The sequence below is a fragment of the Enterococcus faecium genome (assembly GCF_029023785.1).
In the GTDB taxonomy this organism is placed as follows: domain Bacteria; phylum Bacillota; class Bacilli; order Lactobacillales; family Enterococcaceae; genus Enterococcus_B; species Enterococcus_B faecium.
The window spans coordinates 71,336-97,711 of the sequence record NZ_CP118956.1; the positions used below are offsets into that span (position 1 = coordinate 71,336).

Consider the following 26,376-nt stretch of genomic DNA (forward strand, 5'->3'; position numbering starts at 1 on the left):
AGTATCTAATAAATACTAATTTTAAAGCTCTTAATTATTATGAGGTAGCGTCAAGAATTATGTGTAAATGGAAAATCCATTCCGTTAATTATAGTTAAATCATTGACTCTAATGTATCCTAAATTTCTTTAAATCCTTTGTGAATCCTACCTAAAAACTTGTGGTTATATTGATTAAATTGCGAAACTAAGAATCTCTCTAGAGATTCTTCATTAGGGAATTGTTCTTTTCTTCGAGTATATCGTTTTAGCTGCTTATTAAAGCCTTCAATCAAGTTCGTCGAATAAATTGTTCGCCTGATGGTGTGAGGGAAATTATAAAAGGTTAATAGGGCAGGATTCAAGAGTAAATTGACGACTCTTGGATACTGCTTTTTCCATTTCCTAGTCATAAAGTCGATGTGATCCAATGCCTCTTCTTTTGAATTCGCTTGGTAAACCAATTTGAAGTCCTCACAAATTTCTTTTCGATCTCGAACACGAACTTTATGAGCGATATTTCTAGATACATGCACACAACATTGTTGGAATTGGGCATTCGGATACACACTATGTATACTTTCTTCAATACCGCTTAATCCGTCTGTCACGACTAATAAAACTTCTTTTAACCCACGGTTTTTAAGATCTTGAAGAACTTCTTTCCAAATATAAGCAGACTCAGTTGGGGCAATAGTAAACCCAAGAACCTCTTTGGTTCCATCTAATCGAATACCAATCGTAATGTACACTGCTTCCTTCGAAACAGTCTGTCGCTTCACTGGGATATGCGTCGCATCCATAAATATAACGGAATAACTTGATTCTAACGTTCTTTCCTTAAACGCTAAAACATCTTCAGACACGAGTTTACTCATGTTGGAGATCGTTTGTGGTGTATAGTGGTGACCATACATTTTTTCAATTAATTCGGAGATTCCAGCCATAGTAATGCCTTTTTGAAATAATTTGATAATGGTCGTTTCTAACGAATCATTGGTTCTCTTATATGCTGGGAGTGTTTGTTGAGAAAATTCGCCATTCCGATCTCTAGGAATGGTTAAATTCAACTCTCCATATTCTGTTTTAAATGTACGTGAATAATTCCCATTACGGGAATTTCCTGAATTGAATCCATTTCGATCATATTTTTCGTAATCTAAAAAAGCAGTTAGCTCTGCTTGTAGTAGTGAATTAATCGCTCGTTCTAAATAATCTCGAAATAGTTCATCTAGATCCCCTTTATTGAGGAGTGTTTGCATAATTTCTATAGTAAAATTAGTCATGAGAAAGTCCTCCTATAAAATTTCTGTGTGGTAACTTTAATTTTACAGAATGGACTTTCTTTTTCTCTACCCTAAATTTCTATTTACACAAAATATTTTACGCTATCCAAAACTCATATTGGAAAAACTAGCTTTCGTAGCAGACCATGTGGACTCTATCGAATTAAAAATGTGGGCACAATACCTAACAAACGTACTAAATATTTACATGGATGATCAACTTAATGAAAAACAGAATCGATTAAATAAATTAAATCAAATCGTAACAAATTGGCACAATTTATTGCCATCCAGTCATTTGGTAGAAGGTCTACACGGCGCTTTCCAACGTTTATCTGACAGAAACGGTGATCGTCCAAACAACATTCATATTCCACCTGTATACATTTTAAAGCCATAGGAAAAAGCCTAGTATCTATTGCTAGGCTCTTTTGTATACCTCTACACATTCATTTCCTTCTTCCAGCATTCATAAGACTCAACAGTTGCACTTTTTTTCATTCTCCTACAAATTCCACTAAACAACGACCACTTATAGTCATCCAAAATAGCAGTACCTACTCCCCCTAATCCTAAGAAAAACAGTAAAAGTAAATACAAAAATAGCATCATATTATATGTACGGAGGCATTTCATTTACACATAATTCTTGACGCAACCGAAATTACTAATAACCATATCTTATATTAGATATAGACATCAATTCTTTTAATTTTTTTGATTGCTTTGCATTTAAAGATACACCGTCTTTTTTTATTGCATTTGATATTTCTAAATTCATACGACTTAAAATTAAAGGTACTGAAGTTCCTTCATTTTTCAGATTTCCAAGGTAGGTGTGCAATATCATTCGAAGGGAATCATTTCCTAAATCTGTCTCTAAATCATCTAATAATTCAGTAATAATTATTTCTGCTCTTTTGCTTCGATCATCTCCGCCAGAAAACCATTTTAAATTACTCATTTATTAATCCTCCTTAATTTTAATTTACTTTTAAATAATTTTATTATAATTTCTCGAAGTCACTTTTTATCTAAATCAATTATCAAATCGCACTTGTTTATTAAGTTAAGGTTATGGGATATCATTATTAATGTCTTATTAGAGTATGTTAATAACTTATCAAAAATTCGCATTTCAGTTTTAGAATCTAGAGCACTCGTAGCTTCATCTAACAATAAAACTTTACTTTCTGATAATAAAACTCTTGCTAGAGCTATTCTTTGCTTTTGACCACCTGATAAATTCGTTCTATTTTCTTCTAGATACGTATCAAGACCCAGAGGAAGCTCATTAATAAAACTCCACAAACAAGTATCTTTCAATACTTTATCAAATTCTGGTGTTAGTATCAAATCTTAGACAGCTTTTCGTAGAGACAAGAATAAATTAAACTTATCTACGAGAGGATGAATTTTTATGACCCGATATGAAGAAAATTTTAAACAAATGATTGTTGAACTGAATCAAACTGGACGTTCTGTTCAAGGGTTAGCGAAAGAATATGGCTTATCTGAAGCAACGATTTACAAATGGAAGAATTTATATTTACCTGATCAGTCCACAGGACTGACTGGAAAAGAAGTAGCTGAACTGAGAAAAGAAAATGCTCGTTTAAATGAGGAACTTGAAATCTTAAAAAAAGCCGCAGCCATATTCTCTCGGAAAACCTAAATTCGCTTGTTCAATTTATTGAAAAATGGTGTAAGGATTACACTGTTTCTTTGTTGTGTCGGTTATTAGAAATCCCTAGAAGTGTCTATTATTTTTATAAGAATAAACCGTTGACAGCTACAGAAATCAGAAATAATAAGTTGAAAAAGAAGATTTCAACAATTTTTTTTACGAATAAACAACGCTATGGTGCCACAAAGATCCATCAAGTTTTATTAAAAGAAGGGATTTCAGTATCTCTTAAACATGTCCAAAAGCTAATGAAACAATTAAATTTAAGGTCGATTGTAGTTAAAAAATATAGACCTCAAAGGTCTAATAAACCGATCATTTCAAAAGAGAATCTCTTAAATCAGGACTTTTCTACTGAAACGATCTGTGAGAAATGGGCAGCTGACATTACGTACATTCCTACTAAGAAAAATGGTTGGTGTTACTTATCTTCAATCATGGATTTACACACGAAAAAAATTATTAGTTATACATTTTCAAAACGAATGACTGTGGATTGTGTCATTCAAACATTGAATAAAGCAAAAATACATTATCACATTCCAGAAGGAATGATTCTACACACTGACTTGGGCAGCCAATACACAGCAAGAGAAGTGGAACAATGGCTTAAAACCAACAAAATAAGGCATTCTTATAGTAGAAAAGGAACACCTTATGATAATGCTGGAATCGAATCTTTCCATGCCTCATTGAAAAAAGAAGAAGTCTACACGACTAGCTACTCAGATTTTGAAGAAGCAAATCGAGCGCTACTTAGCTACATTGAAGGATTTTATAACCGAAATCGAATCCATAGCTCGATTCACTATCTAACCCCACAGGAATTTGAAGAATTAGCAAAAGAAAAAATGGCTTAACCGTCTCTACTAAAATGTGTCCAAGATATTGACTCAAATCCACCTGCAATATCCAACCAATCCGACATATGTGATCCTCTCCTTCTTTTTTCTTACAAATCCAGTATAAAAGCTCACTAAAAAAATTAAGACATGAAATTTACAGCTTCAGCTAAAAAATGTGTACTAATGGAAGAGCAAAAAAATTTTCATCTTTTTGCATAGATTGCTAAAATTCCTGAGCGTTACATAAGCAATGTTTCTCTTTTTGATATATAATTTTTTTATCATTTAAGAAAGGAGAATTCTAATGAAAACTTTAGATGCTATTGCATTAACTTTATTTTAACTTTATTAATAAAAAATACTTATTGAAAGGATGATTAAAAATGGCAAATGTACCTAGCATTCGCGACATGTTCCCTGATTTCAATGACGTGTTTAGTCCAGCATTCAATGATTTTTTAGGTGTTTCAAGTTATCCAAAAGTGGATTTAGTCGAAAATGAAAAAGAATACAAACTAACTGCTGATATGCCTGGCTATGACAAAGAAGACACGACAGTTGAATATTCAGATAATACTTTGACGATCTCCGCCAATCATGAGTCCCATACAGAAGATAAAGAAGATGGCAACTATGTACGGAAAGAAAGACATTCGGTCTCTTACAAACGTTCATTCTATCTTCCTAATGTTGATGAAGAAAAAATCACTGGAACCTTTAAAAACGGTGTGCTGAAATTAGTATTGCCTAAAACAGCTCATCAGCCAAAAGAAACAAAAAAAATTGAGTTAAATTAGAACTTATCGCGGCTCTTTGTCAAATGATGTTGGTAAAGAGAAATCTTAGAATAATTGGAGATCAAGTGGATCAGTTCCTCTTGATCTTTTTTAGTTGAAAATCAATGCGTTGCCATGACGAATCATGATGCGCAATTTGAAATTATAAAAGCTACGAAAGCCATATGCATTTCGTTTTAACACTTTGATATGGTTGTTCAGACATTCAAGTGGGCCATTTGAATAACTTTGTTGTAAAGCATTTTTGATTTGTGACAGAAATTTCTGGAACGTTCTCAAGGTCGTCTGATAGCCTTCGGGAAGCATGATATTATTGGTAAGTAGTTCTTCAAACGATACGTAGTCTCGTTCCTTTACAGCGTAAAGAAAGTCTTGATATAACTGATAGCCTACACGCAAAGCAGGGCTCCCTTTCAGTAAGCGATCCACAATATCGGTCTCTGTTAAATGAGCTTTGAAGCCAGGTCGCCAAAGGCGTCGAGTATAATCAAGCTTGCGTTCATCTTTTTGAAGAAGTTTCCAGTATCTTTTTAATTGCTTACCTAATTGATAGTGTTTTTGTTCTTTGCTTTTTAATAGTTGGTTCGTTTCTTTGATTCGATGATTGCGAAAGGTACGACCAATATGTTGGACGATGTGAAACCGGTCAATAATCAGCTGTGCTTTTGGAAACAGCTTTTTAACGAGCGATACATAGGGAGCGTACATATCAATCACGATCCATTCGACCGCTTCACGAATTTCTCGTGAAAAATGACTAAAATAACGTTTTAAAAAAGGCAGTTGTCGGTTCTCGACAATGTCCAATAAGCGCTGTGTTTGTCCATCCATCATGATGAAACTCATAGCACCTGAAACACCCCGAACTGATTTGAATTCATCAAAACAAAGTACCTTAGGTAACGGTGTCCGAAAAGGATTCAACGGACGATAAAATCGCTTCATAATACGGTAAACAGAAGAGACCGATAGATTTTTCTGAGCGGCGATCTCTGTCATTGAGGTATTTTTTTTCAGACGAGTCACGACAGACCAGCGGACTTTCTCACTGATGAAACAATGTTTTTTCGCAACAGAAGTATCTGCGACAAAGGTCCGCTGACAAGCTTTGCATTTGAAGCGTTGCTTTTTCAATTCGAGGTAGGTACGGTATTCAGAAACATCGTTCATTAACAACCGGACGGTTGTTGTACCCCAACGCACAATATCTGAAGCAATCTGGTGTTTACAGTGGATGCATTCTTGGGCTGTATAAATCAAGTTTCCACGATAAATATGACAGATTTGCCCTTTGTATTTTTCTTTTGTGAGACAATTTTCGTTAAAAGTAACTGATAAGTCTAGAATATCTAATGTTTCTTTGATAAGGTGAGTGTAAGACATCTTGATTCCTCCTTTTGGGTTGGTTCGCCAAATTAATTCTAAAGGATTTCAAGGTGTCTTTTCTATATGTTTTGGAAAATAAAAAAGATGCTGGTGTCATCCACCAACATCAAAAAGTATAGAGCCCTTATCGCCTCTCGATGGATGAGGGGCGATTTTTATATATTTGGATAAGAACGAGTATGTTTAAATTTTCAAAATGAGCAAAAAAATATTTTGTTTTTACGATAAAGATGTTATGATCTCTCTTGGTAAAAAATATGGGAGTTGATCATTTGATTGTCTTAAGTAAACTTTTGTTTTGGATACCATTTATCATAATGACCAGTGCTTTCTTTTACTTATTCAAAAGGCCTAATAAATACTTACTCTTATCTGCTTGTCCGATGATCTATTTTATCCATAAGATTAGAGGATTTTATTATTACGACTCTGGTATCTCATTGTTTTGCTACGAAATCAGCTTATTAGCTTCGGCCATCTTTTTCATATTTGTGTTAGAATATTTCAGAAAAAAATAAACTTCCAGTCCGTTTTGGCTGGAAGTTTTTCATTTGGTGCAGATCTTTTCAGCTGATATTCATACAAGTTGATCCATTTTTCTATTATTAAGTACATACCATTGTTACTCTTTGAATGTGGGGGAGAAAAAAATAAAAGGAGCTGGTATTTTGTTAGTTATGAGTAAAGCTTTGTTTTTACTTCCCTGCACGTTCATGTTTATTGTTTTATGTTATTTCAAAAGAAGAAAAAAATGGTGCTGGATCGATGTTCTACTATTCCTTCCCTTTTTCCCGCTTATTTATTTTCTTGAAGAAATATGGGATGATATGGCATGTGATTCTGCTTTTCTTTTTAGTCATTCATTGGGGTTTATGATCTCTCTTATGATCTTTGCCATTGTGCTATTTTTTTTGAATACGCGAATTGTAAAATTAAATTTGCTCTTTTCACTTTTCGGAATAAATTCACTGTGACTCTTGATACCTTCTTTGGTTCTGTTGCAAAGTTTTCCAAAAAATCTATTTTAGTGTAAAATTGAGAAAAAAGACAGAGAGGACAGAGTAATGAATCATTTTAAAGGCAAACAATTCAAAAAAGACGTCATTATTGTCGCTGTTGGTTACTACCTGCGTTACAATCTAAGCTATCGTGAAGTTCAGGAATTGTTATATGATCGTGGAATAAATGTTTGTCATACTACGATTTATCGTTGGGTACAAGAGTACAGCAAAGTCCTCTATTATCTTTGGAAGAAGAAAAATAGACAATCCTTCTATTCATGGAAAATGGACGAAACGTATATCAAAATTAAGGGACGTTGGCATTATCTTTATCGTGCAATTGATGCGGACGGCTTAACCTTAGATATCTGGTTACGAAAGAAACGGGATACGCAAGCAGCCTATGCTTTCTTAAAACGACTCCATAAACAGTTTGGTGAGCCGAAAGCAATTGTGACCGATAAAGCACCTTCTCTTGGCTCCGCCTTTAGAAAGTTACAGAGTGTGGGTTTATATACTAAGACAGAGCACCGAACTGTGAAGTATCTTAACAATTTAATAGAACAAGACCATCGACCTATTAAACGACGAAATAAATTTTATCAAAGTCTACGTACAGCCTCTTCCACGATTAAGGGCATGGAGACCATTCGAGGAATATATAAAAAGAACCGAAGAAATGGAACGCTCTTCGGCTTTTCGGTGTCTACTGAAATCAAGGTATTAATGGGAATAACAGCCTAAGATATTTGGAGTTCAGAGAGGGCGCGTTTGATTTTCAAACTTCGCAACAGAACCCCTTTAAAAACTAATAATTTTCTCATACTTAATTATCGCCCAATTGCTGTAAAGAACGATAATTTTTATTTAAATACACCCAAATTGAAAACTACCTGATCATCATTATCTAATGTAGTTTCACCTGCGCCTTTTTCACCCATTTTTCCATTGATAGTGAATGTCCAGTATTTATTTTGACTCTCATCTTGCGCATGACCATCAATTGAAGTAATAAAGCCATCCCTTTCTTTTACTTCAAAGTTAGCCTTTAAAATTACCAATAATGATTCTCCTGATTTGTAAGTGACTGTTTTTGAAGTGATCTCTTTATCACTATCAGTCAATTTTATCAGCGCGCTTGATTTAGCAACCTCGCTTGTTGCTTGAGTGGATGCTTTTGAAGAGGCTTGATCATTTTGATTTGATTGGCACCCTGTCATAATGAATAGTCCGATAAAAACGGTTAATAATGTTGCTAATTTTTTCAAGTTTAAAACCCTCTCTTAATGGAATACCTTCCCTGCTCGTTCATAAAATGGCTCTTTGGTAGCATAAACATGATTTACATAACGTGCAAGTACAAAAAATAAATCTGATAAGCGATTCATAATTTTGTATGCATGTAAATTGATAGGTTCATCTGAAACAATCAATCGTGTGATTTCACGTTCTGCCCGACGAATAACTGTTCGTGTAATTTGCATATCGCATGCCACCGGATGTCCTCCAGGTAAGATAAATTTTTCAATGACTGGAACTTTTGCTTGATAAAAATCAATCAGCGTTTCAATCTTAGTTACTTCTTCTTTCCCTACAATCATTTCTTTAATCCCGATGGGTGTAGCCAAGTCTGTTCCAATATCAAAAAGTAAAATTTGTAATACAACTAGTTCTTTTTTCAACAGCTCAAACTTTTTATCATCCAACTCTGAAATAATTTTACCGACCCAAGAATTTACTTCATCAACGCTACCGTAAGCACAAACGCGAGCGTCAGATTTTTTTATTCTTTCTCCACCAATAATACTAGTATTTCCTTTATCGCCGCTTTTAGTATAAATTTTCATCGAATAGCTCCTTTTACAAGCCACATTTTAGTTGTACTTTACAGTTAGTGCAGGTACTGCAACCACCAATTTCTTCAATTCTACCCTCATGGCAAATCGGACATATTTCTTCTGCTTCTGATGATTCTAATGAGTCAAGAGTAATTTGATTATCTGCCACCCCTACTACAGGTTCTTCAAATACATTGTCATCTGCTTCAAGTGTCAACACTTGCGAATCCCTGCTACCATCCACATAGACAGTTCCACCTTTAGCACCGCCTTGATACAGATCTTCATAGATCGCAGCTACTTGTTTCACTTGATAACCCTTAGGTGCATTGACTGTTTTTGAGATAGAGCTATCTACCCAACGTTGGATCGTACATTGAACACTCACGTGATCTTTTGGTGAAAGCTCCATGGCAGTGACAAAGAATGGTGGTAGATTATCCGCAGTTTTCTCTGGATTTTTTTCTAAATATTCACTGACTATTTCAGCGTTAACTTCAATGAATTTTCCTAAGCGACCACTTCTAAAATAAGAAAAAGAGAAATATGGTTCTAGTCCGGTTGAAACACCAGCCATAGTACCCGTTGACCCTGTTGGTGCGACTGTTAGTAAATGAGAATTACGAATACCGTATTTTAGAATCGCTTGTCGGATTGATTCCGGCATCTTCTTCATATAACCCGATTCAATAAAACGTTGACGAAGCGCGGTTGTTTCCTCGACTGTTTTGCCTACTAAAAATGGGAAGCTGCCTTTTTCTTTTGCTAGTTCGACGGACGTTTGATAAGCCGTAACAGCAATTTTTTCAAATACTTGATCTACTAAACGGTTTCCATCTTCAGATCCATAGACTTTTTCACAATAAATCAATAAATCTGCCAATCCCATGACCCCAAGTCCAACGCGTCGTTCACCTTTAGCTTGCTGCTCATTTTTTTTAAAAAAGTAAGGCGTCGCATCAATTACATTGTCCTGAAAACGAACACTAGCTCTTACGACATCAGTTAATTTTTCAAAGTCGACAACTTTCGTTTTTTTATCAACCATATTGGCTAAATTAATTGCTGCTAGATTGCATACCGCATAAGGCGTCAATGGCTGTTCCCCACATGGATTGGTTGCAACTACCTTTTGTCCGTAGGCTTGAGCATTGGTCATCTCATTAGCATTATCGATAAAAAATATTCCCGGTTCTGCTGAATACGTTGCACAATAAGTAATCAAATCCCACAATTCGCGAGCCTTGATCGTTTGATGTATTTTTACTTTACGCCCTGTTTCAGCCCATTCTCTGACATCTCCAATTTCCATCCAATGTTGATCATAATCAGCCATTTCACTAGCGTCATAGTCTTCGATTGCTGGAAAGCGTAACTCATAAGTTTGGTCGGTTTCGACAGCTTCCATAAATTCTTTTGTTAAACAGACGGAGATATTGGCTCCGGTCAAGAAATCAGGGTCTTTCACACTGTACGTACCACCCGCTTTTAATTTCTGTTGAGCCGTTTTTAAAAATTTATCCTCCATATCATTTGTCGGATGATCAACCAAAAATTCTAACCATTCTTTTTCATTTGCTGTCAGTGGTTCAAAAGTCAGTTTTTCACTAGCTAATTGGCGCACTGTCGGACTTTGGCTAGTGTGGATCAAATTTTGTAAAATGGCCGGATTCTGAATCTTAGAGATAATGAATTCAAAAATATCTGGATGCCAATCATTCAACATGATCATTTGTGCTCCCCGACGACTCCCGCCTTGTTCAACTAAATTCGTCAAATTAGCTAAGTCATTGAGCCACGAAACTGAACCTGATGATTTCCCATTCACCCCATGGACGATCGCCGATTTTGGCCGTAGCGTTGAACCGTTCGTTCCTACACCGCCACCGCGACTCATAATCTCCATCACTTCTTGACGATGTTTTGCTAGGCCCCCACGAGAGTCATGGATGAATGGCATAACGTAGCAATTAAAGTATGTTACTTCTGAATTCGTTCCTGCACCATAAAGTACACGACCAGCAGGAATGAGATTTTGCTCTGTCAAATGCTGATAAAACTCGGTAAAAAACTGAGCTTTTTTTTCTCCTTCAATATCAGAGATTCCTCTAGCAACACGAGCTGCAATTTGTTCAAAATAAAGTTCAAGCGGTTTCTCAACCTCATTTATATTTCGAATCACTCGTCCTGAAGCAATTTCTTCTGGATCAGTTAACGAGCTTTGAAATTCTTCCTCAATTCGAATTATCAACTGTTCCTTATTGATTTCTTCAATTTTTCCGATCCCTCTTGCTGGATATTGTGGATCAGCATGGGTTGTTAAAATAACCAAATCCCCGACTGTCAAAGTTTTTCCGCTCATATCTTTAAATGCATAGCGATCAAGCATGATTAATCTTGAAATCCCATCAAATGTTTGAGTCATTTCTGCAGTTATCTTAGCGACTTCTTTATAAGAAGAGATATCTTGATTTAATTTTTCTATATATTTTTTAGGATAATCCATTAAATACTACCACCTTTATCATCAACAAACACAACATATTGTGCCCGCCAATGATTATAGCACTATATAAAGTGTAATTCAATCTTGTAATTAATTTTTATTCTGATACAATGAGAACTATTATCAATTAAAACAAGGGAGTTTTCCTAGTGTTACCAACCTCTAATTCACGCTTTCCAATCAGAAGGATTACCACCCTCGCTTTATTTAGTGCCGCCTGTATTGTTGGTAGAATCCTTTTTAATTGGATACCGAATGTACAACCAATGACAGCCATTCTACTTTTACTCGCTTTTTATGGAAGTTATACAGATGCTTTAATCGTTACTTTAGTAAGCTTATTAGGCACGAACCTTTATTTAGGAATGGGTAGTTGGACAATCAGCCAACTGATCGCCTTCAGTAGTATCGTTACGGTTTTTCATTTTTTATCTAACTGTGCCCTGATTAAGCATCACATCTCTATCCAAGCAATCATTGCATTTTTATGTGGCCTTCTTTACGGATTGATCGTATCGAGAGTTGAAGTCTTTATATATCAACTACCTTCTTTTTGGGCCTATTATTTTCAAGGATTATTTTTTGATATCCTCCATGGAACGAGTAATTTAATCTTTTATCTTGTATTAGTTCCTGTGTTTAAACGAATTTTATTACCTGCTATTAATAGTTCGAAAAATAAATTAAATAGTTAGATGAGTATCTAAATCACAATATCTCTTATTAAATTAAACCTATAATTCAAATAGGAAGCCTTGCGTATTATTTAAGATGGTTCTGTTGCAAAGTTTTAAATAAAGAATAAAATCCCTTACGGTATCTATGATTTAAGCTGGGATTCCCAATAATACCTTGATTTCAGTACAGACCGAAAACCCGAAGAGAGTGCCTTCTTTTCGGGTTTTCTTATATAATCCTCGAATGGCTTCCATGCCTTTAATCGTGGTAGAGGCAGTGCGTAAACTTCGATAGAATTTATTGCGTCTCTTTACTGGACGATGGTCTTGTTCAATCAAATTATTCAGGTATTTAATGGTACGATGTTCTGTCCCTTGATAAAAGCCGCCGTATTCTTTTAGTTTCTTAAAGGCACTTGTAATAGAGGGGGCTTTATCTGTGACTACAACCTTCGGTTCATCAAACTGCTTCACTAACCGCTTAAGAAAAGCATACGCTGCTTGTGTGTCCCGTTTTTTACGTAACCAAATATCCAAGGTTAAACCATCTGCATCGATGGCTCGATACATATAATGCCATTTTCCTTTAATTTTGATGTACGTTTCATCCATTTTCCATGAATAAAAGGATTTTTTATTTTTCTTTTTCCAAATTTGATAGAGTAGTTTGCCATATTCTTGCACCCAACGATAAATCGTTGTATGAGAAATGTTAATGCCACGATCATATAAGATTTCTTGAACTTCACGATAGCTAAGGTTATAACGAAGATAGTAGCCCACGGCTACAATAATCACATCCTGCTGAAATTGCTTTCCTTTAAAATGATTCATCGTCATTCCTCCTGCTATCTTTTTCTATTATTCTACCTTATTTGATAGTAGATTTAAAACTTTGCAACAGAACCCTTTTTTATTAGATTTTTTGTTTGCTTCTTCCACCAACCAATCTAATTTGTCGTTAGTTTTTTTCTTAAACACAATCTTTCTTCGTTTGTGTTTAGTCGGCATGGTGTCCCCTGCTTTCTGGTACGGTGTCCCCTCTATCAATTGTTCTCTGTGTTTGATCACTATTCATTGAAAAAATATCAATCATAGATCTAGAATCATCTATCTTTTCACTCTGCATCTGTGCTATTGTCTCTGTTTGGTCATTTGTATTGGCGAATGTCGTAGTATTAATGCAATCTAATACCACCAATGCCCCTAATCTGATAGCAAGCACAAGTATCAATACTGTATAATTTGCTTTTCTAATTGCTGAAGCTTCTTTCCAATCATCGAAGACAAACACTAGTGAGATCCACAATAGAAAAAAATAGAGGCCTAACGCTATAATCACTTTTGTACTCCCCATATCTTCCACTCCTTAAAAAAAATAGTTGTTATGAAAAAGACAATTAAAAATGCTTCCTTTTCTTTACCCGTGGCAAAACAATTTTCCCACGATTTATCCTTACACCGTCTTTTACATAGCAACGATAACTACCATCAGGGGCTAAACAGACTTTTCCAATAGGTACCTCTGTCTTTTTTTTTGTACTTGGTAACTAAAACAATTTCCTCTAATTGGTAAATTGACTGTTTATCAACTACTTTGTTGTCAAATAATGATAAGACCATATTAGGAGCAACTTTAATCCCTAACATGATATTTGATTTTTCATTATCCCAAATCGGATCAACAGTTTTACCTATGGGAAGTGTGATTGATTTCATTGAAATTTCTTGCTGCATGAAAATACTCCCTTCTTCGTTTTTTTATTAACTAAACGTCTATTGTTTACTAAGTAAAAACGTAGAACGAATAATTCGCAGATTTTTGCAACCGGAGATAATCTAACTCCTATGAAGGCCGGATATTCGCTCAATACCTTGGGTATATCTTTGCAAATCCTTCAATGTTTTCAGGCACACCGATAATTCTATCGGTTACTCCAAGCCCCTTATTAGCCTTGCTGATTAACTTGGAGGGGGTTCTACATCCCAAAAATTCATGTATTTAGTTTTAGCTCCTTTTGTACTCGTTATCAGTACGCCAGGAAAGAATGTGTTAGAAAAAATTGCTAATTTAATTAGCAAACAATAGACGTTTAGACAGTTACAACTTCTCCTAGTTGCCTCTTTTAGAACTTTTACCAGCATAGTAATGATCAAGCATCTTCTTCGCGTGTTCACGATCCTCAATCTTCTCAATAAGTTGGTAAATATATAAAGCTCTATTTGTATTCCCCTTTTTATTTATAGACAACCAATTATTCTCTCTTGTAGTCCTGAGTCTTGCTCCTGCACAGGCTCTTTCTGCTATTACGTTGTTTTTCTTGTCAAAGACAAAACGAATTTTGGGATAAATAGTATTGATCCCCACTCTATCCACTTGGACCGGCACCTTTTCACCTCGCTCAAAAAGATAACAATACTTGACCGCAAATCCTTCTTCTAATACCAAATTTGACTGTTCAATAGTTTTATTTTCGTGCTGACTGTCTCCAAATCTTTCTCTCTGACTTCGATTCCAATAGATCCCATTCAAGCACCTCCAGAAATATTAATATATTTTTAAGTGAATTAGTCTTACCTCAAAACAACAAAAAAAGTGATGTTGAATTAATGTCCAACACGACTTATGCCACTGCTTCGGTCATTACCCTTTCCCCTTTCGAAGTCATTATCGTTCCATTTCAAGATGATCAGGATTCGATTTTTAAAAATTTGACATTTATGACCACGTTAGCCAAAGGGCTGTCAGAAAACTTGATTAACAGCTCGCATAATTATACGTCGAACGCCTTATATTCCGGTGAACAGCGATTATGTACCTATATCCTGCAAGGTTCCTATAAGAATTATTTTTTCGATAATCTGACAGATGTGGCCGCTACGATTGGGATTAGCTATCGGCATTTGCTGCGCTTACTGAATAAGTTATGTGATGATGGTATTTTAAAACGGGAAAAACGGAAATTTCAAATCACTGACATGGAACAACTTAAATACCGATCTTCTGAAGCAGAGTATTTCAAAATAAATCATTGATAAAATACCCATTCGACGCAAGCTGAAAAAGCGTCAGATGGGTATTTACTATTAAAAAGCGCGACTTTCAGTGAGGTGTTGAACAATACTTAAAGAGATACTCAGCGTTTCCAGCCTTAAAAACTTTCATGTAGATATTTAGTCAAATCGTTTACATACGTTTTCTGTTGCTTTTTTAGATAGCTTTTAACAAACGGTCTCAGGTAAATTTTTTTAGCCTGAATCGCTTCAGTAAAATGGATTTTTGTTTTGTGATCGCTTAAGGAGAAAAATTCACCTGTCCATTTTCCTTTCATATTTACATTCTCCATCTCGAATGCGTAAAACTTCATGGGTTCAAACTCTGTGATTGTGAAGGTCGTGGGGAAATCTTGAGTAGTGTACTCAACGAAAACCTTCTGATCTTCGAGGACTTCAACTTTATTCAGATCACTTCGCCACTTTGTGTTTGTCATTGAAGTGACCACCTGCCAAACTTTTTCTATATCAGCATGAAAGATTGCTTCGATTCTTTCAGTAGTCATAATTATCCAACCCCTTTATTATCATTTTACTGTACTGGACATAGTAAAACCTCTCAGTTTTGATACTAATTCTGCGTGTTTTAATAAGGGTGGATTGACCGTTCTTGGAGTTACCAAACTTCATGAATAAATTTATTTCTTCGCTCGGCGTTTCTTTGATAGTTCTCCGGATTTCTTTGGTAGTAATCTTGGTGTTCAGCTTCAGCAGGATAAAAAGTTTTTGCAGCCTCGATGGTTGTTACGATCGGCTGATCAAACCTTCCACTTGCCTGCAAGCTGTCTCGACTTTTCTCAGCAATTCTTTTTTGTTCTTCATTAAAATAAAATATGACCGGACGATAACTGCTGCCACGATCTTCAAACTGACCAAAAGCATCTGTCGGATCTGTTTGCTGCCAATAAATTTCTACTAATTCTTGATATGAAATGAATTCTGGGTCGTAAATAATTTCTACCGCCTCAGTATGGCCTGTATCGCCGCTCTTTACTTCTAAATACGTTGGATTTTCTTTCTCACCGCCAGTATACCCAGAAATCACTGATTCAATTCCCGGCAATGAATCAAAGGGTTTGACCATACACCAAAAACAACCTCCTGCAAAAATTGCTCGCTCCATCTTTCTCACCTATCCTTTACATTTATTCATCCACAGGGACGATGGATCCGCCCCATTTCTTTTCAACCCATTGTTGAACCTTGGCTTCATGCAATGTTTCAACAATTGTTTTAATGTCTTTATTGTCCTTATTCGTCGTTTTCGTCGCGACAATATTCACATATGGCGAATCGTTTTGTTCGATCATCAAGGAATCCTTCACTGGATTCAACCCTTTTTCGTAAGCAAAATTAGAATTAATCGCGACTAAATCCCCTTCATTATTTTCATAGGCTGAAGTCAGTAATGTCGGATCCACACTATGATCAAAGACCAGATTTTTAGGATTTTCAGTAATATCCTCAAAAGTTGCCTGATCAATTTGTATCCCAGGTTTAATTTTGATCAACTTATTTTTTACAAAGATATTTAAGACTCGGCCCCATTCAGAGGGCACATTTGAAACAATCACTTTTGCCCCATCGGGAATAGCAGCAATTTTCTTTATTTTGTGTGAATAAATGCCCATTGGTTCAAGATGGATCGCCCCCACATTTGAAAATTGATACCCATTTTCTTTCTTTTGCAAATTGAAGTATGGAACCGTTGAAAAATAATTCGCATCGATGTCTCCATTTTCCAATGCCTTATTTGGCAAAACATAGTCATCGAACTTGACGATCTCTAATTCGATCCCCTTCTTCTTCAACTCCGGCTTAATATGCTCTAAGATTTCTGCATGGGGCGTCGGTGAAGCACCAATCTTTACCTTATCCGTCTTCTCAGCTGAACCCGAGCCGCAGGCAGCTAATAAAGTCACACAACCTAACACCAATAAAACCAAACCAATTTTTTTCATACAAACACTCTCCCAATTTTTTTGACAAATAAAAAAAATATTCATCCCTTTACCTATCAGCATCCTGATAAATAAAGGGACGAATATTTTCGCGTTACCACCCTTATTCGTATTATTCTCACAAATAATACCTCAACGGTACAAACATACCCGGCGATGTAACGGTCGCTTCCCGTCCAGCTTGCGTGAACAAACTAAAGGCTCAGAGCTCATCTTCATTGATTTTCCACGATCCCTCTTTTCACCTGCCGAGGGTCTCTTTAATCGTCTATTAGTCAATTACTCTTCTCTTCAATGCTTCATTATTGATTTACGTTATTCTAATATAAACAATCTTGCTTTGCAACAAAAAAAAGCGAAAACTCCTCAACTTTTAAATTGAGGAGTTTCACCTCTATCGTGTTACCTGTGGCAACGTCACAAGCTCTGTCAGCTCATTGATAATAATATCCGCTTTACTCTGATCCATAAAGAACCCTTGTTTCAAAGCAACCGTATAAATGCCCGCAGCTTTAGCCGAAGCAATCCCTAATGTTGAATCTTCCACAGCTAGGCAATCATCACAGGCTAAGGCGTCGCGACTGATCAAATAGATTTCCGGATTAGGTTTGCTTTCCTTTAACTCTTCCCCACTAATAGTATATGAAAAATAGCGTTCCAATTTGCAGTCGGATAACATTTGATCAATTTCTTTGCGTGGGGATGACGAGGCCAATCCAATTGCGATATTTTCTACTCTCAATTGTTCTAATACTGATGGCACGCTTTCTCGAATAGCCTTTGAAAAATCAATTCCGTGTCGCTGCTTGTAATGAAGGTACTCTCGATGGAGGCGATCGCGTGTGATCTCATCTTCAGGGATCAGCATTTCCCATGTTTGTTTTTCCGAGTTTCCTACATAATCTTCAAATTTATCAGAGCCTGGTTGTATGCCTTTAAACTTAAAAAAATCCATTCGACGTTTAAAATAGAAGGGTTCACTATCAATTAGCACACCGTCCATATCAAATATTACTGCTTTTCTCATTCTCTCACCTAGTCCTTCACAATATCATTTAGTAAGCGAAGCTCTAACAAAGGAAGCTCAATCGTATATTCCTTCTCAACCTCTTGAAATGCTTGATGGATCAACTCCATATTATGTCCCTCTTTTTGAATATATTCTTTGATATCTGCTTGTTCATCTACACTTTCTTTGCGTAAAATACGTTCGATCATTGAGCAGCAGTGCATGTAAAGCAAGAACAATTGATTGTTTGAAAATTCGATCCCCATTAGTTTTTCGAGTTCTTTGACGGCCTTTTGTACCAATCTCAAAACCTTCATTGCATCAAGGATCGTTAAATTTTCTACGATCTTGTTAATCGAGAAATTAAAAATCAATTGACTCTTGAAGGCTTCACTATCAATGTCGACTTGTTCATGCAATAGCTCCGCAAATTCTGAAACGGCTTCTCCGTTGATTAATTGATCCAAACCAATGTATGGGACTTGATTGATTTTCGGGTTTTCTGTCCCAACGATCATCAAGACATCATACAGCTGAAATGGAGTCTCATACATTTTATTCTCAGCTAATTTTTTATAGTCATAAGGCAGGATGGTCAATTCCTTTGCAGAATCACCCAAGCACTTCTGTAGGATTTCTTGGATTTGAGTGGCGCTTCCTATTCCTGTATAACAGCAGGTAATGATCGCTTTTTTCTTATTTACCTCTGGGATGATCAGTTGCTTTTGTATACGGTTTTCGACAGTGATGGCCTCATAAACTTCGGTGACACTGTTGCCGTTGACAATATGTTCTCCGACTTCCAATACAAGCGGTGTACTGACATTATCAATAATAACCAAAGGACTCTTAATATGATTTGAAAGACGTTCCCCCAATTGCTTGAAGGAACCCATATCTACTAGTAGGATCAATCCTGAATCTGTACTATAATCATTGATATAACGAATAATCTTTGTTTCAACCTTGTCTAAGGTGATATTGATGGGCATATCATAGGCCTGAAACACATTTTTCCCTAGCATCCGATTCACGACATTCGCCAAACTGATGGCTGTTGAATAGCCATGGGCTAGTACGATACATTTTACGTCATTCGGCAGGTCGCTGATCTGTAAACTATAAAAATAAAAAGTCACAAAAACAATATCTTCATCCAATAATCGCTGATCCAACTGCTGGGATAAATAGCTCAATAGCTTTTTAGCATACCAAAATGGCGTTTCTAAAAATGAATCCAAGAATTCCATCAACTCATTTTTTTGTTCCTGCCAGCCATAATCACTATCTAAAATATCTGTATTATCCTTTAGATAAAGATAGCTTGCTAAAGAAACAACCCGATTGCCATCCTGTTCAAATCCATAGTTCTTATACATCATATCCAGTGTTTGTCGAATATGATAAGTCAGCACGGAATATAAAGACTCTTCCTTTTCATACGTTCCTTGAAAAATAAATTCGTCCATCATTTGTGTCACACGACTAACAGTATCCTCAATGAATTCTTGCGGCTGACTCTCTTTTTTCTGGACCTTTTTAAATTCTGATACGACTTCATCAAAAAAATTACGAAGCAGTTGTGTCTCTTTGCTTTCCAAGTGAATTTGCTGAGTCGTGTTGGGTAGGTATGTGCGATCTGACATTTTCTTCTTTGGTTTACTAAACTGTTCTTTGAATTTCAGATTGTACTCTAGTGGCAGATCCTTTAACCGAACAAAGATCGTCTGACTATTCTTCTGATGCACATAGGCATTTCCACAGGCGTATTTGATGATATTCTTGATTTTCCCGACATTTCCTTCTAAATCACTATTTAGCAAGAAATCAATCATTTGATAAGAAACCTGCAGCTCCTTATCCAAAATGCTGCTTTCTGTAATGAAGAAGGGTTCTGTTGCAAAGTTTTAAATAAAGAATAAAATCCCTTACGGTATCTATGATTTAAGCTGGGATTCCCAATAATACCTTGATTTCAGTACAGACCGAAAACCCGAAGAGAGTGCCTTCTTTTCGGGTTTTCTTATATAATCCTCGAATGGCTTCCATGCCTTTAATCGTGGTAGAGGCAGTGCGTAAACTTCGATAGAATTTATTGCGTCTCTTTACTGGACGATAGTCTTGTTCAATCAAATTATTCAGGTATTTAATGGTACGATGTTCTGTCCCTTGATAAAAGCCGTATTCTTTTAGTTTCTTAAAGGCACTTGTAATAGAGGGGGCTTTATCTGTGACTACAACCTTCGGTTCATCAAACTGCTTCACTAACCGCTTAAGAAAAGCATAGGCTGCTTGTGTGTCCCGTTTTTTACGTAACCAAATATCCAAGGTTAAACCATCTGCATCGATGGCTCGATACAAATAATGCCATTTTCCTTTAATTTTGATGTACGTTTCATCCATTTTCCATGAATAAAAGGATTTTTTATTTTTCTTTTTCCAAATTTGATAGAGTAGTTTGCCATATTCTTGCACCCAACGATAAATCGTCGTATGAGAAACGTTAATGCCACGATCATATAAGATTTCTTGAACTTCACGATAGCTAAGGTTATAACGAAGATAGTAGCCCACGGCTACAATAATCACATCCTGCTGAAATTGCTTTCCTTTAAAATGATTCATCGTCATTCCTCCTGCTATCTTTTTCTATTATTCTACCTTATTTGATAGTAGATTTAAAACTTTGCAACAGAACCCTTTACTTTAATTCTAGCACCCCTCATTATTCAAAACAGGAAAATTCCCCCTCAGTACCGGAAAACCACTCTTATTCCCACCTTTTTTGCTCACTCCCACCATCTGTTTAAGCAATCTCCTATCTGTTTAAACACATCAACATCCAGCATAAACACCGCCACATCAACATTCTCCCATAACGAAAAACTTGGCACACCTCTTGCGTATAGTAAAGTGTAAAAACAAATCGAAACCACAGACAAAAGCGAGGTGAAACCCATGCGGAAATATTTGATCGCCACTCACGGCGAATTAGCCAAAGGCTTCCAAAGCTCCTTGAACATTCTGGCGGACAAAGGCAATGACTTCCAAGTCATCAACGCCTACATCATCGACGAAGATTACACCCCCGCCATCGATGAATTCATCGCTTCCGTCCAACCGGAGGAACAAGGCTTTATCTTCACCGATCTCTTCGGCGGCAGCGTCAACCAAAAGGCCTTCACTGAACTAATGAATGCCAAAAAAGACAACATCGTCATCATCACCAATGCCAACCTGGCAGTGATCTTATCCGTCCTATTCTTAGGCGGTGACGAAGCCCTCAGCCTGGAACAGATCCAACAAGCCGTCAGTGAAAGTCAGGTACAAGTGGTACCGACTCAGATCGCCGACGAAGACGATGATTCGATCTTCGATTAAACCAACCCACACCCAAAACTGGAGGAATGAAAAATGATCACCCAAATTCGTGTAGACGACCGCTTGATCCACGGACAAGTAGCCGTAGTATGGACCAAAGAATTGAACGCACCCCTGTTAGTAGTTGCTAATGACGAAGCAGCCAACAACGAAGTCATGCAAATGACCTTGAAGATGGCCGTGCCCAACGGCATGAAATTATTGATCCGAAAAGTCGATGACGCCATCAACGTCTTCAACGATCCTCGGGGCAAAGATAAACGGATGTTCGTGATCGTGAACTCCGTCAGCGATGCCAATAAGATCGCCCAAAACGTGGAAGACCTAGAAACCGTCAATGTTGCCAACGCTGGCCGCTTCGACAAATCCGATCCGAAATCAAAAACGATGATCTTTCCAAGTGTGCAATTAAACCCTGAGGAATTAGCGGCGGCGAAAGAATTAGCCCAACTGACTCGGGTCAACAGCTACAACCAAGTATTGCCATCAAATCCGCAGCTGAGTCTCAAAGACGCAGTAGCGAAAGTCTAGGATAAGGGAGGGAAAAAATTATGTTGATGCACGCAACCATGGCCGCGTTAGCCGTCTTTATCTGTTTCGCAGGTAATTACCTAACAGGCCAAAGTATGATGGAACGCCCGCTAGTCGTCGGTCTAGTGACCGGGATCTTGATGGGCGATATGAAAACCGGGATCCTGATGGGGGCCTCCCTAGAAGCGATCTTCTTAGGAAACGTCAATATCGGCGGTGTTATCGCTGCCGAACCAGTAACTGCTACGACGATGGCAACGACCTTTGCAATTATTTCCAATGTTGAAACCAAAGCTGCCATGACCTTGGCCGTGCCGATCGGTATGTTAGCTGCCGTTGTTGTTATGTTCTTGAAAAACGTCTTTATGAATATCTTCGCACCTTCTTTGGATAAAGCTGCCCGTGAAGGCAATGAAAAAATGGTGGTTGCCCTCCATTATGGGACTTGGGTGATCTATTACGTGATCATCGCTTCCATCTCCTTCATCGGCATCCTGGCCGGTAGTGGCCCAGTCAACACCTTCGTTGAGAATATTCCCCAAAATCTGATGAACGGATTAAGTGCTGCTGGGGGCCTACTACCTGCTGTCGGGTTCGCAATGTTGATGAAGTTACTTTGGGATAACAAACTAGCTGTCTTCTATATCTTAGGTTTTGTTTTGACAGCTTACCTAGGCTTGCCAGCTGTGGCTGTCGCTGTCTTAGGTGTCGTGATCTGTGTCGTAAGTGCCCAACGGGACTTGCAGATCCGGGATATCGAAAGCGGTGCAGTTGCTCATTCCGGCAATAATGGTGCCCCTATGACGAAAGAAGATGAAGAGGAGGATTTCTTCGCATGAGTAAGATGACTAAAGATATGAGCCCTGAAGATAAAAAAATGATGCGGTCCGTCTTCTGGCGGTCTTGGACCATGAATGCCAGCCGGACTGGGGCCACTCAATACCACGCAGTCGGTGTCATGTACACCTTGTTACCAGTGATCAATCGTTTCTACAAAACCAAAGAAGAACGGGCCGATGCCTTGGTCCGCCATACCACTTGGTTCAATGCCACCATGCATATCAACAACTTCATCATGGGGCTGGTAGCCTCCATGGAAAAACAAAACAGTGAAGACCCAACCTTCGATGACAGCTCCATCACCGCCGTTAAGGCTTCCTTGATGGGCCCTATCTCTGGGATCGGTGATTCCTTCTTCTGGGGGATCCTGCGGGTCATCGCAGCTGGGATCGGGATCTCCATCGCTTCCACTGGTTCTCCCTTAGGAGCCATCGTGTTCTTAGCTTTGTATAACATCCCAGCCTTCTTGATCCATTACTATGCTTTGTACAGCGGCTACTCCGTTGGTGCCAGCTTCATCAAAAAAATGTACGAATCTGGCGGAATGAAGATCCTCACCAAAGCTTCCAGTATGTTAGGTTTGATGATGATGGGCTCCATGACGGCTTCCAACGTGAAATTCAAAACGATCCTGGAAGTTTCTGCTAAAGGTGCCGAAGAAGCGATGAAGATCCAAGACTATTTGGACCAACTTTTCATCGGTATCGTGCCACTGTGTGTGACTTTGCTGGCCTTCTACCTGCTACGTAAGAAAGTCAACGTCAACATCGTGATGTTCGCTATCATGTTCCTAGGGATCATCTTAGGTTTACTAGGGATCTGCTAAAGGTTTGTAAGAATGGGAATAGAAAAAGAAGTATCCCTGTCGCTCAAAGGTGGCAGGGATACTTCGTCATTTCTTTCATTTTTTCCAATATTGACCGGAATCACCTTGAAACATGACGAATACCCGCTTTTACGGTATGTTTAGAGTAGGGAGAAAACCATAAGGGAGTGAGCAATATGAAAATAGAAACTCGCCAGCAATTATTAGCTGTTTTATCCAATAACGAAACCGGACTGACCACCGCTGAAGTCGCCCAACAGATCGACTTAAGCCGCTCCGCCACCAGTCTCTACTTAAACGAGCTCTTACAAGAGGGCACTGTCAAACAGACCGGCACGAAGCCCGTCTATTGGTTGCCCGCCAGCGCTGCCTCCGAGACTACTGATGACGTCTTCAAAGCCTTTATCGGCAGTCAAGGCAGCGCCCGGGAAGCCATCAAAAAATGTATCGCCGCTGTGATGTATCCGCCGTTAGGTCTGCCTTTACTGATCCATGGCCCCAGCGGCGTGGGCAAGAGCTTCTTAGCCAAGCTGATCTATGACTACTTGAAACAAAACAACGCCAAAGGAGCAGAGAAATTTTTCGTCTTCAACTGTGCCGATTATGCCAACAACCCGGAGCTGCTGTCGTCGATTCTTTTTGGTCACACCAAAGGGGCCTTTACCGGCGCTGAAGGCGAGCGGAAAGGTCTGCTGGCGCAAGCGGATCAAGGCGTCCTCTTCTTAGATGAAGTCCACCGCCTATCAAAGGAAAACCAAGAAAAACTTTTCCAATTTATGGATAGCGGCAATTTCCGTCCTATCGGTGAAGACGAGAAACTCCAACATTCCCAAGTCCGCCTTTTATTCGCCACCACCGAAACACCGGAGGAAGTTCTGCTGCCCACCTTTTATCGCCGAATCTCTGTGATCATAGATCTGCCTTCTTTCCATGAACGACCGATCTATGAGCGCTTTGAGCTGATCAAGTATCTTTTCCTGCAAGAAGCCAAACGGATCAAGCGGGACTTGGCCATCAGTCAGGAATTATTGGACTACCTTAGCGAGCGGGCCTATCCCGGCAATGTCGGCAGTCTGGCTAACGAGATCCGCATGTATTGTGCCGGCGCTTTACAAAAGAATCCGACAGCGGAGACCATTGCGCTCATTTTAGGCAACGAACGCCCCTCCTTGGAGCTGCATTTCGACCAGATCAACGAGGCCTTTGCTCCTGATGACCTGCAAACCCAACAAGTCCAGCTTCAACAACTGTTAGCTAGCGACCAAACGCTGCTCCAGATTCAAGAGGAGCTGGCGAGCCTTCATCATCACTTACGCCATGAAGCAGGCAGTGTCTGCACCACGGCCTTGGGGGAACGAGTGACCGCTAGCATCCAAGAGCAAAATCGACGCGTACTAGGGGATCTGCCCTTGACGGAGGAAGCCACCGCCACCGTCAGCTGTTTCTTGGACTTTACCAAGAATCAACTGCCGATGACCCTCTGGGAAAACCTTCAGTATCGCTTATTGAAGGAACAGCCCCGAACCTATCACTTGGCTCAATTATTGACCAAAGAACTGCCTTTGGAGCTGATTCCGGCAGCCAAATGCTTGTTGGCGATCCTACTCATAGGTTCTGTCAATGAAGAGATCCGCTATCACGCCCTCTTGGTGGCTCACGGGGAGCGCACCGCCTCCAGTATCCAAGGGGTCGCCAACAAAATGTGCGGCGAGTACCTTTTCGACGCCATCAATATGCCCCTCACCTCCTCGGTCCATGATATCGTGGCTCAGGTGAAGAACTGGCTCTCGGAACGGGAGACCGGTGACGGCGTGATCATGCTGGTGGATATGGGCTCTCTGACCCAGCTTTACAAGAGCTTGAAGCCCCAGATTCTGGGAGAACTTTTGGTAATCAACAACCTCACCACCTCCTTCGCTTTGGAGATCGGCCAACAGCTGTTGAACGGCAGCCGTTTCCACACCATCGCCAAGGCAGCGGAAGAAAACTTCGTCACCAACGTCCAATATTTTGAAGGCTTCTCCGTGGAGAAAAACATCATCATCTCCAGCATTTCCGGCCGGGACGTTTCCAAGAAACTGCGGGGCATCTGCCAACAATACGTGAAGCCGGATATCAAGCTGATCATTCTGAATTACAACGAACTCAGCGCCGCCATCGACCGCGCCGCCGACGAAACGGAATACTTGAAGGAGACTTCCTTGATCCTGACCACTTCCTACTTGGATACCGACGTCGCTGTACCAACATTGAATCTGTTGGACGTGCTGGATGACAATGCTGAACAACAATTGGAGCAGTCCTTCCATCACTTGATCCATCCCAACAACGTCAAACCGATGCTGAATGAATTCATCCACTTCTTCTCCAAAGAAGGCCTTTCGGAGAAACTGGAATTTCTCAACCCTGACGTGATCATTCGTCAGGTGGAAGACACCACCGACAAGTGTGAACGCCGCTTCGGTCTGCAGCTGAATGCCAAGATGAAATTCAACTTGACGATGCACCTGGCCTTGATGGTGGAACGTACTATTCTCGGCGGTGCCGATTACCCGCTACCGGAAGAACTCAGCAGCCTTAAGCTCAACGACAAACCTTTCGAAGCGAATATCAAAACGATTTTGTATAATCTGGAGCAGTTTTACCGGATCACGATTTCTGATTGGGAGCTGTATGTGTTGTATGAGATTTTGGGTGGGTAGTTGACCTAAGCAACTCCTTTTGAACGCTATAAAAGACCGCCACGACTCCTGTCTTCATCGACAGTTGACCG

Annotated in this window: 30 protein-coding genes and 1 other annotated feature; of the genes, 13 read left to right on the top strand and 17 right to left on the bottom strand. The window is 38.7% G+C overall.

The features are described 5' to 3' along the window. Positions 1–118: 118 nt before the first annotated feature. Complete coding sequence (locus PYW34_RS12675; RefSeq protein ID WP_002334648.1) at positions 119–1,264, bottom strand: IS256 family transposase; 1,146 nt, start codon at positions 1,262–1,264, stop codon at positions 119–121. Positions 1,265–1,412: 148 nt separating this feature from the next. Between PYW34_RS12675 and PYW34_RS12680 the strand changes: the two genes are divergently transcribed. Further along, positions 1,413–1,664: a hypothetical protein gene (locus PYW34_RS12680; protein ID WP_232842513.1), complete on the top strand. Its 252-nt coding sequence runs from the start codon at positions 1,413–1,415 to the stop codon at positions 1,662–1,664. Between the two features lie 267 nt (positions 1,665–1,931). Here PYW34_RS12680 and PYW34_RS12685 read toward each other — a convergent pair whose 3' ends face one another. Both PYW34_RS12685 and PYW34_RS12690 read right to left on the bottom strand, forming a co-directional pair. After that, positions 1,932–2,228 carry a bacteriocin immunity protein gene (locus PYW34_RS12685; protein ID WP_002293180.1) on the bottom strand — a complete coding sequence of 99 codons (297 nt, stop codon included), beginning with the start codon at positions 2,226–2,228 and terminating at the stop codon, positions 1,932–1,934. Between the two features lie 59 nt (positions 2,229–2,287). Further along, positions 2,288–2,620 carry an ATP-binding cassette domain-containing protein gene (locus PYW34_RS12690; protein WP_016925872.1) on the bottom strand — a complete coding sequence of 111 codons (333 nt, stop codon included), beginning with the start codon at positions 2,618–2,620 and terminating at the stop codon, positions 2,288–2,290. A 64-nt stretch (positions 2,621–2,684) separates the two neighbouring features. On the opposite strand from PYW34_RS12690, the gene PYW34_RS12695 reads away from it, so the two are divergent. Continuing rightward, positions 2,685–3,811, top strand: a protein-coding gene (locus PYW34_RS12695) for an IS3 family transposase (protein WP_128440552.1) whose coding sequence is annotated in 2 segments (ribosomal slippage) — positions 2,685–2,913 and positions 2,913–3,811 — 1,128 coding nt in all. Because the reading frame shifts where the segments join, the coding sequence is not laid out codon by codon here. Between the two features lie 368 nt (positions 3,812–4,179). Then, positions 4,180–4,593 carry an Hsp20/alpha crystallin family protein gene (locus PYW34_RS12700; RefSeq protein ID WP_002292906.1) on the top strand — a complete coding sequence of 138 codons (414 nt, stop codon included), beginning with the start codon at positions 4,180–4,182 and terminating at the stop codon, positions 4,591–4,593. Positions 4,594–4,683: 90 nt separating this feature from the next. On the opposite strand, the gene PYW34_RS12705 is transcribed toward PYW34_RS12700, so the two are convergent. Beyond that, positions 4,684–5,976, bottom strand: coding sequence for an ISL3-like element IS1251 family transposase (locus PYW34_RS12705; RefSeq protein WP_002334646.1), 1,293 nt, complete (start codon positions 5,974–5,976; stop codon positions 4,684–4,686). A 260-nt stretch (positions 5,977–6,236) separates the two neighbouring features. Between PYW34_RS12705 and PYW34_RS13085 the strand changes: the two genes are divergently transcribed. From PYW34_RS13085 to PYW34_RS12715, 3 genes are all read left to right on the top strand, one after another. Continuing rightward, positions 6,237–6,497: a hypothetical protein gene (locus PYW34_RS13085; protein WP_080019597.1), complete on the top strand. Its 261-nt coding sequence runs from the start codon at positions 6,237–6,239 to the stop codon at positions 6,495–6,497. Between the two features lie 117 nt (positions 6,498–6,614). Further along, a complete protein-coding gene (locus PYW34_RS12710; RefSeq protein WP_025478019.1) occupies positions 6,615–6,953 on the top strand; it encodes a hypothetical protein in 339 nt (112 codons plus the stop codon). A 90-nt stretch (positions 6,954–7,043) separates the two neighbouring features. Continuing rightward, complete coding sequence (locus PYW34_RS12715; protein WP_002319817.1) at positions 7,044–7,724, top strand: IS6-like element ISS1N family transposase; 681 nt, start codon at positions 7,044–7,046, stop codon at positions 7,722–7,724. A 119-nt stretch (positions 7,725–7,843) separates the two neighbouring features. Here PYW34_RS12715 and PYW34_RS12720 read toward each other — a convergent pair whose 3' ends face one another. From PYW34_RS12720 to PYW34_RS12730, 3 genes are read right to left on the bottom strand one after another with little or no spacing between them, the layout of a single operon-like run. After that, positions 7,844–8,248 (bottom strand): DUF4430 domain-containing protein, encoded by a 405-nt coding sequence (locus PYW34_RS12720; protein ID WP_002314381.1) that lies wholly within the window; start codon positions 8,246–8,248, stop codon positions 7,844–7,846. Between the two features lie 15 nt (positions 8,249–8,263). After that, positions 8,264–8,827 carry a cob(I)yrinic acid a,c-diamide adenosyltransferase gene (locus PYW34_RS12725; RefSeq protein ID WP_002334645.1) on the bottom strand — a complete coding sequence of 188 codons (564 nt, stop codon included), beginning with the start codon at positions 8,825–8,827 and terminating at the stop codon, positions 8,264–8,266. A gap of 13 nt (positions 8,828–8,840) precedes the next feature. Further along, complete coding sequence (locus PYW34_RS12730; RefSeq protein ID WP_002314383.1) at positions 8,841–11,324, bottom strand: vitamin B12-dependent ribonucleotide reductase; 2,484 nt, start codon at positions 11,322–11,324, stop codon at positions 8,841–8,843. 149 nt (positions 11,325–11,473) lie between these two features. Between PYW34_RS12730 and PYW34_RS12735 the strand changes: the two genes are divergently transcribed. Then, on the top strand, positions 11,474–12,019 hold the full coding sequence (locus tag PYW34_RS12735) for a hypothetical protein (RefSeq protein ID WP_002334644.1): 546 nt from the start codon (positions 11,474–11,476) through the stop codon (positions 12,017–12,019). Positions 12,020–12,151: 132 nt separating this feature from the next. On the opposite strand, the gene PYW34_RS12740 is transcribed toward PYW34_RS12735, so the two are convergent. The 4 genes from PYW34_RS12740 to PYW34_RS12755 all read right to left on the bottom strand — a co-directional run bounded on the left by PYW34_RS12740 (position 12,152) and on the right by PYW34_RS12755 (position 14,534). After that, positions 12,152–12,835, bottom strand: a complete 684-nt coding sequence (locus PYW34_RS12740) for an IS6-like element IS1216 family transposase (protein WP_172459283.1) — start codon at positions 12,833–12,835, stop codon at positions 12,152–12,154. Positions 12,836–13,001: 166 nt separating this feature from the next. Then, positions 13,002–13,358 (bottom strand): hypothetical protein, encoded by a 357-nt coding sequence (locus PYW34_RS12745; RefSeq protein ID WP_002334643.1) that lies wholly within the window; start codon positions 13,356–13,358, stop codon positions 13,002–13,004. A gap of 134 nt (positions 13,359–13,492) precedes the next feature. After that, positions 13,493–13,738, bottom strand: coding sequence for a hypothetical protein (locus PYW34_RS12750; RefSeq protein WP_002334642.1), 246 nt, complete (start codon positions 13,736–13,738; stop codon positions 13,493–13,495). 376 nt (positions 13,739–14,114) lie between these two features. After that, positions 14,115–14,534 (bottom strand): hypothetical protein, encoded by a 420-nt coding sequence (locus tag PYW34_RS12755; RefSeq protein ID WP_002334641.1) that lies wholly within the window; start codon positions 14,532–14,534, stop codon positions 14,115–14,117. A gap of 77 nt (positions 14,535–14,611) precedes the next feature. On the opposite strand from PYW34_RS12755, the gene PYW34_RS12760 reads away from it, so the two are divergent. Continuing rightward, complete coding sequence (locus PYW34_RS12760) at positions 14,612–15,037, top strand: helix-turn-helix domain-containing protein (RefSeq protein ID WP_002334640.1); 426 nt, start codon at positions 14,612–14,614, stop codon at positions 15,035–15,037. Between the two features lie 116 nt (positions 15,038–15,153). Here PYW34_RS12760 and PYW34_RS12765 read toward each other — a convergent pair whose 3' ends face one another. The 6 genes from PYW34_RS12765 to PYW34_RS12790 form a co-directional block, all read right to left on the bottom strand. Further along, positions 15,154–15,561: an SRPBCC family protein gene (locus PYW34_RS12765; protein ID WP_002334639.1), complete on the bottom strand. Its 408-nt coding sequence runs from the start codon at positions 15,559–15,561 to the stop codon at positions 15,154–15,156. Between the two features lie 110 nt (positions 15,562–15,671). After that, on the bottom strand, positions 15,672–16,178 hold the full coding sequence (gene msrA, locus PYW34_RS12770; protein WP_002334638.1) for a peptide-methionine (S)-S-oxide reductase MsrA: 507 nt from the start codon (positions 16,176–16,178) through the stop codon (positions 15,672–15,674). Between the two features lie 22 nt (positions 16,179–16,200). Continuing rightward, positions 16,201–17,016: a MetQ/NlpA family ABC transporter substrate-binding protein gene (locus PYW34_RS12775; protein WP_002334637.1), complete on the bottom strand. Its 816-nt coding sequence runs from the start codon at positions 17,014–17,016 to the stop codon at positions 16,201–16,203. Positions 17,017–17,088: 72 nt separating this feature from the next. Continuing rightward, positions 17,089–17,320 (bottom strand) — a binding site (T-box leader). A 90-nt stretch (positions 17,321–17,410) separates the two neighbouring features. Then, positions 17,411–18,043 carry an HAD family hydrolase gene (locus PYW34_RS12780; RefSeq protein WP_002292426.1) on the bottom strand — a complete coding sequence of 211 codons (633 nt, stop codon included), beginning with the start codon at positions 18,041–18,043 and terminating at the stop codon, positions 17,411–17,413. A gap of 8 nt (positions 18,044–18,051) precedes the next feature. Then, positions 18,052–19,890, bottom strand: a complete 1,839-nt coding sequence (locus PYW34_RS12785) for a PRD domain-containing protein (RefSeq protein ID WP_016925783.1) — start codon at positions 19,888–19,890, stop codon at positions 18,052–18,054. 79 nt (positions 19,891–19,969) lie between these two features. Continuing rightward, a complete protein-coding gene (locus tag PYW34_RS12790) occupies positions 19,970–20,650 on the bottom strand; it encodes an IS6-like element IS1216 family transposase (protein ID WP_002328852.1) in 681 nt (226 codons plus the stop codon). Between the two features lie 333 nt (positions 20,651–20,983). Between PYW34_RS12790 and PYW34_RS12795 the strand changes: the two genes are divergently transcribed. The 5 genes from PYW34_RS12795 to PYW34_RS12815 all read left to right on the top strand — a co-directional run bounded on the left by PYW34_RS12795 (position 20,984) and on the right by PYW34_RS12815 (position 26,305). Next, entirely contained in the window at positions 20,984–21,406 is a 423-nt protein-coding gene (locus PYW34_RS12795; RefSeq protein ID WP_002329957.1) for a PTS sugar transporter subunit IIA, read from the top strand. A gap of 33 nt (positions 21,407–21,439) precedes the next feature. After that, complete coding sequence (locus PYW34_RS12800) at positions 21,440–21,937, top strand: PTS system mannose/fructose/N-acetylgalactosamine-transporter subunit IIB (RefSeq protein ID WP_002329956.1); 498 nt, start codon at positions 21,440–21,442, stop codon at positions 21,935–21,937. A gap of 20 nt (positions 21,938–21,957) precedes the next feature. Continuing rightward, positions 21,958–22,776 carry a PTS mannose/fructose/sorbose/N-acetylgalactosamine transporter subunit IIC gene (locus PYW34_RS12805; protein WP_002329955.1) on the top strand — a complete coding sequence of 273 codons (819 nt, stop codon included), beginning with the start codon at positions 21,958–21,960 and terminating at the stop codon, positions 22,774–22,776. A 5-nt stretch (positions 22,777–22,781) separates the two neighbouring features. Next, positions 22,782–23,603, top strand: a complete 822-nt coding sequence (locus PYW34_RS12810) for a PTS system mannose/fructose/sorbose family transporter subunit IID (protein ID WP_197082477.1) — start codon at positions 22,782–22,784, stop codon at positions 23,601–23,603. A gap of 176 nt (positions 23,604–23,779) precedes the next feature. Continuing rightward, complete coding sequence (locus PYW34_RS12815; protein ID WP_002329953.1) at positions 23,780–26,305, top strand: sigma 54-interacting transcriptional regulator; 2,526 nt, start codon at positions 23,780–23,782, stop codon at positions 26,303–26,305. Positions 26,306–26,376: the final 71 nt, after the last annotated feature.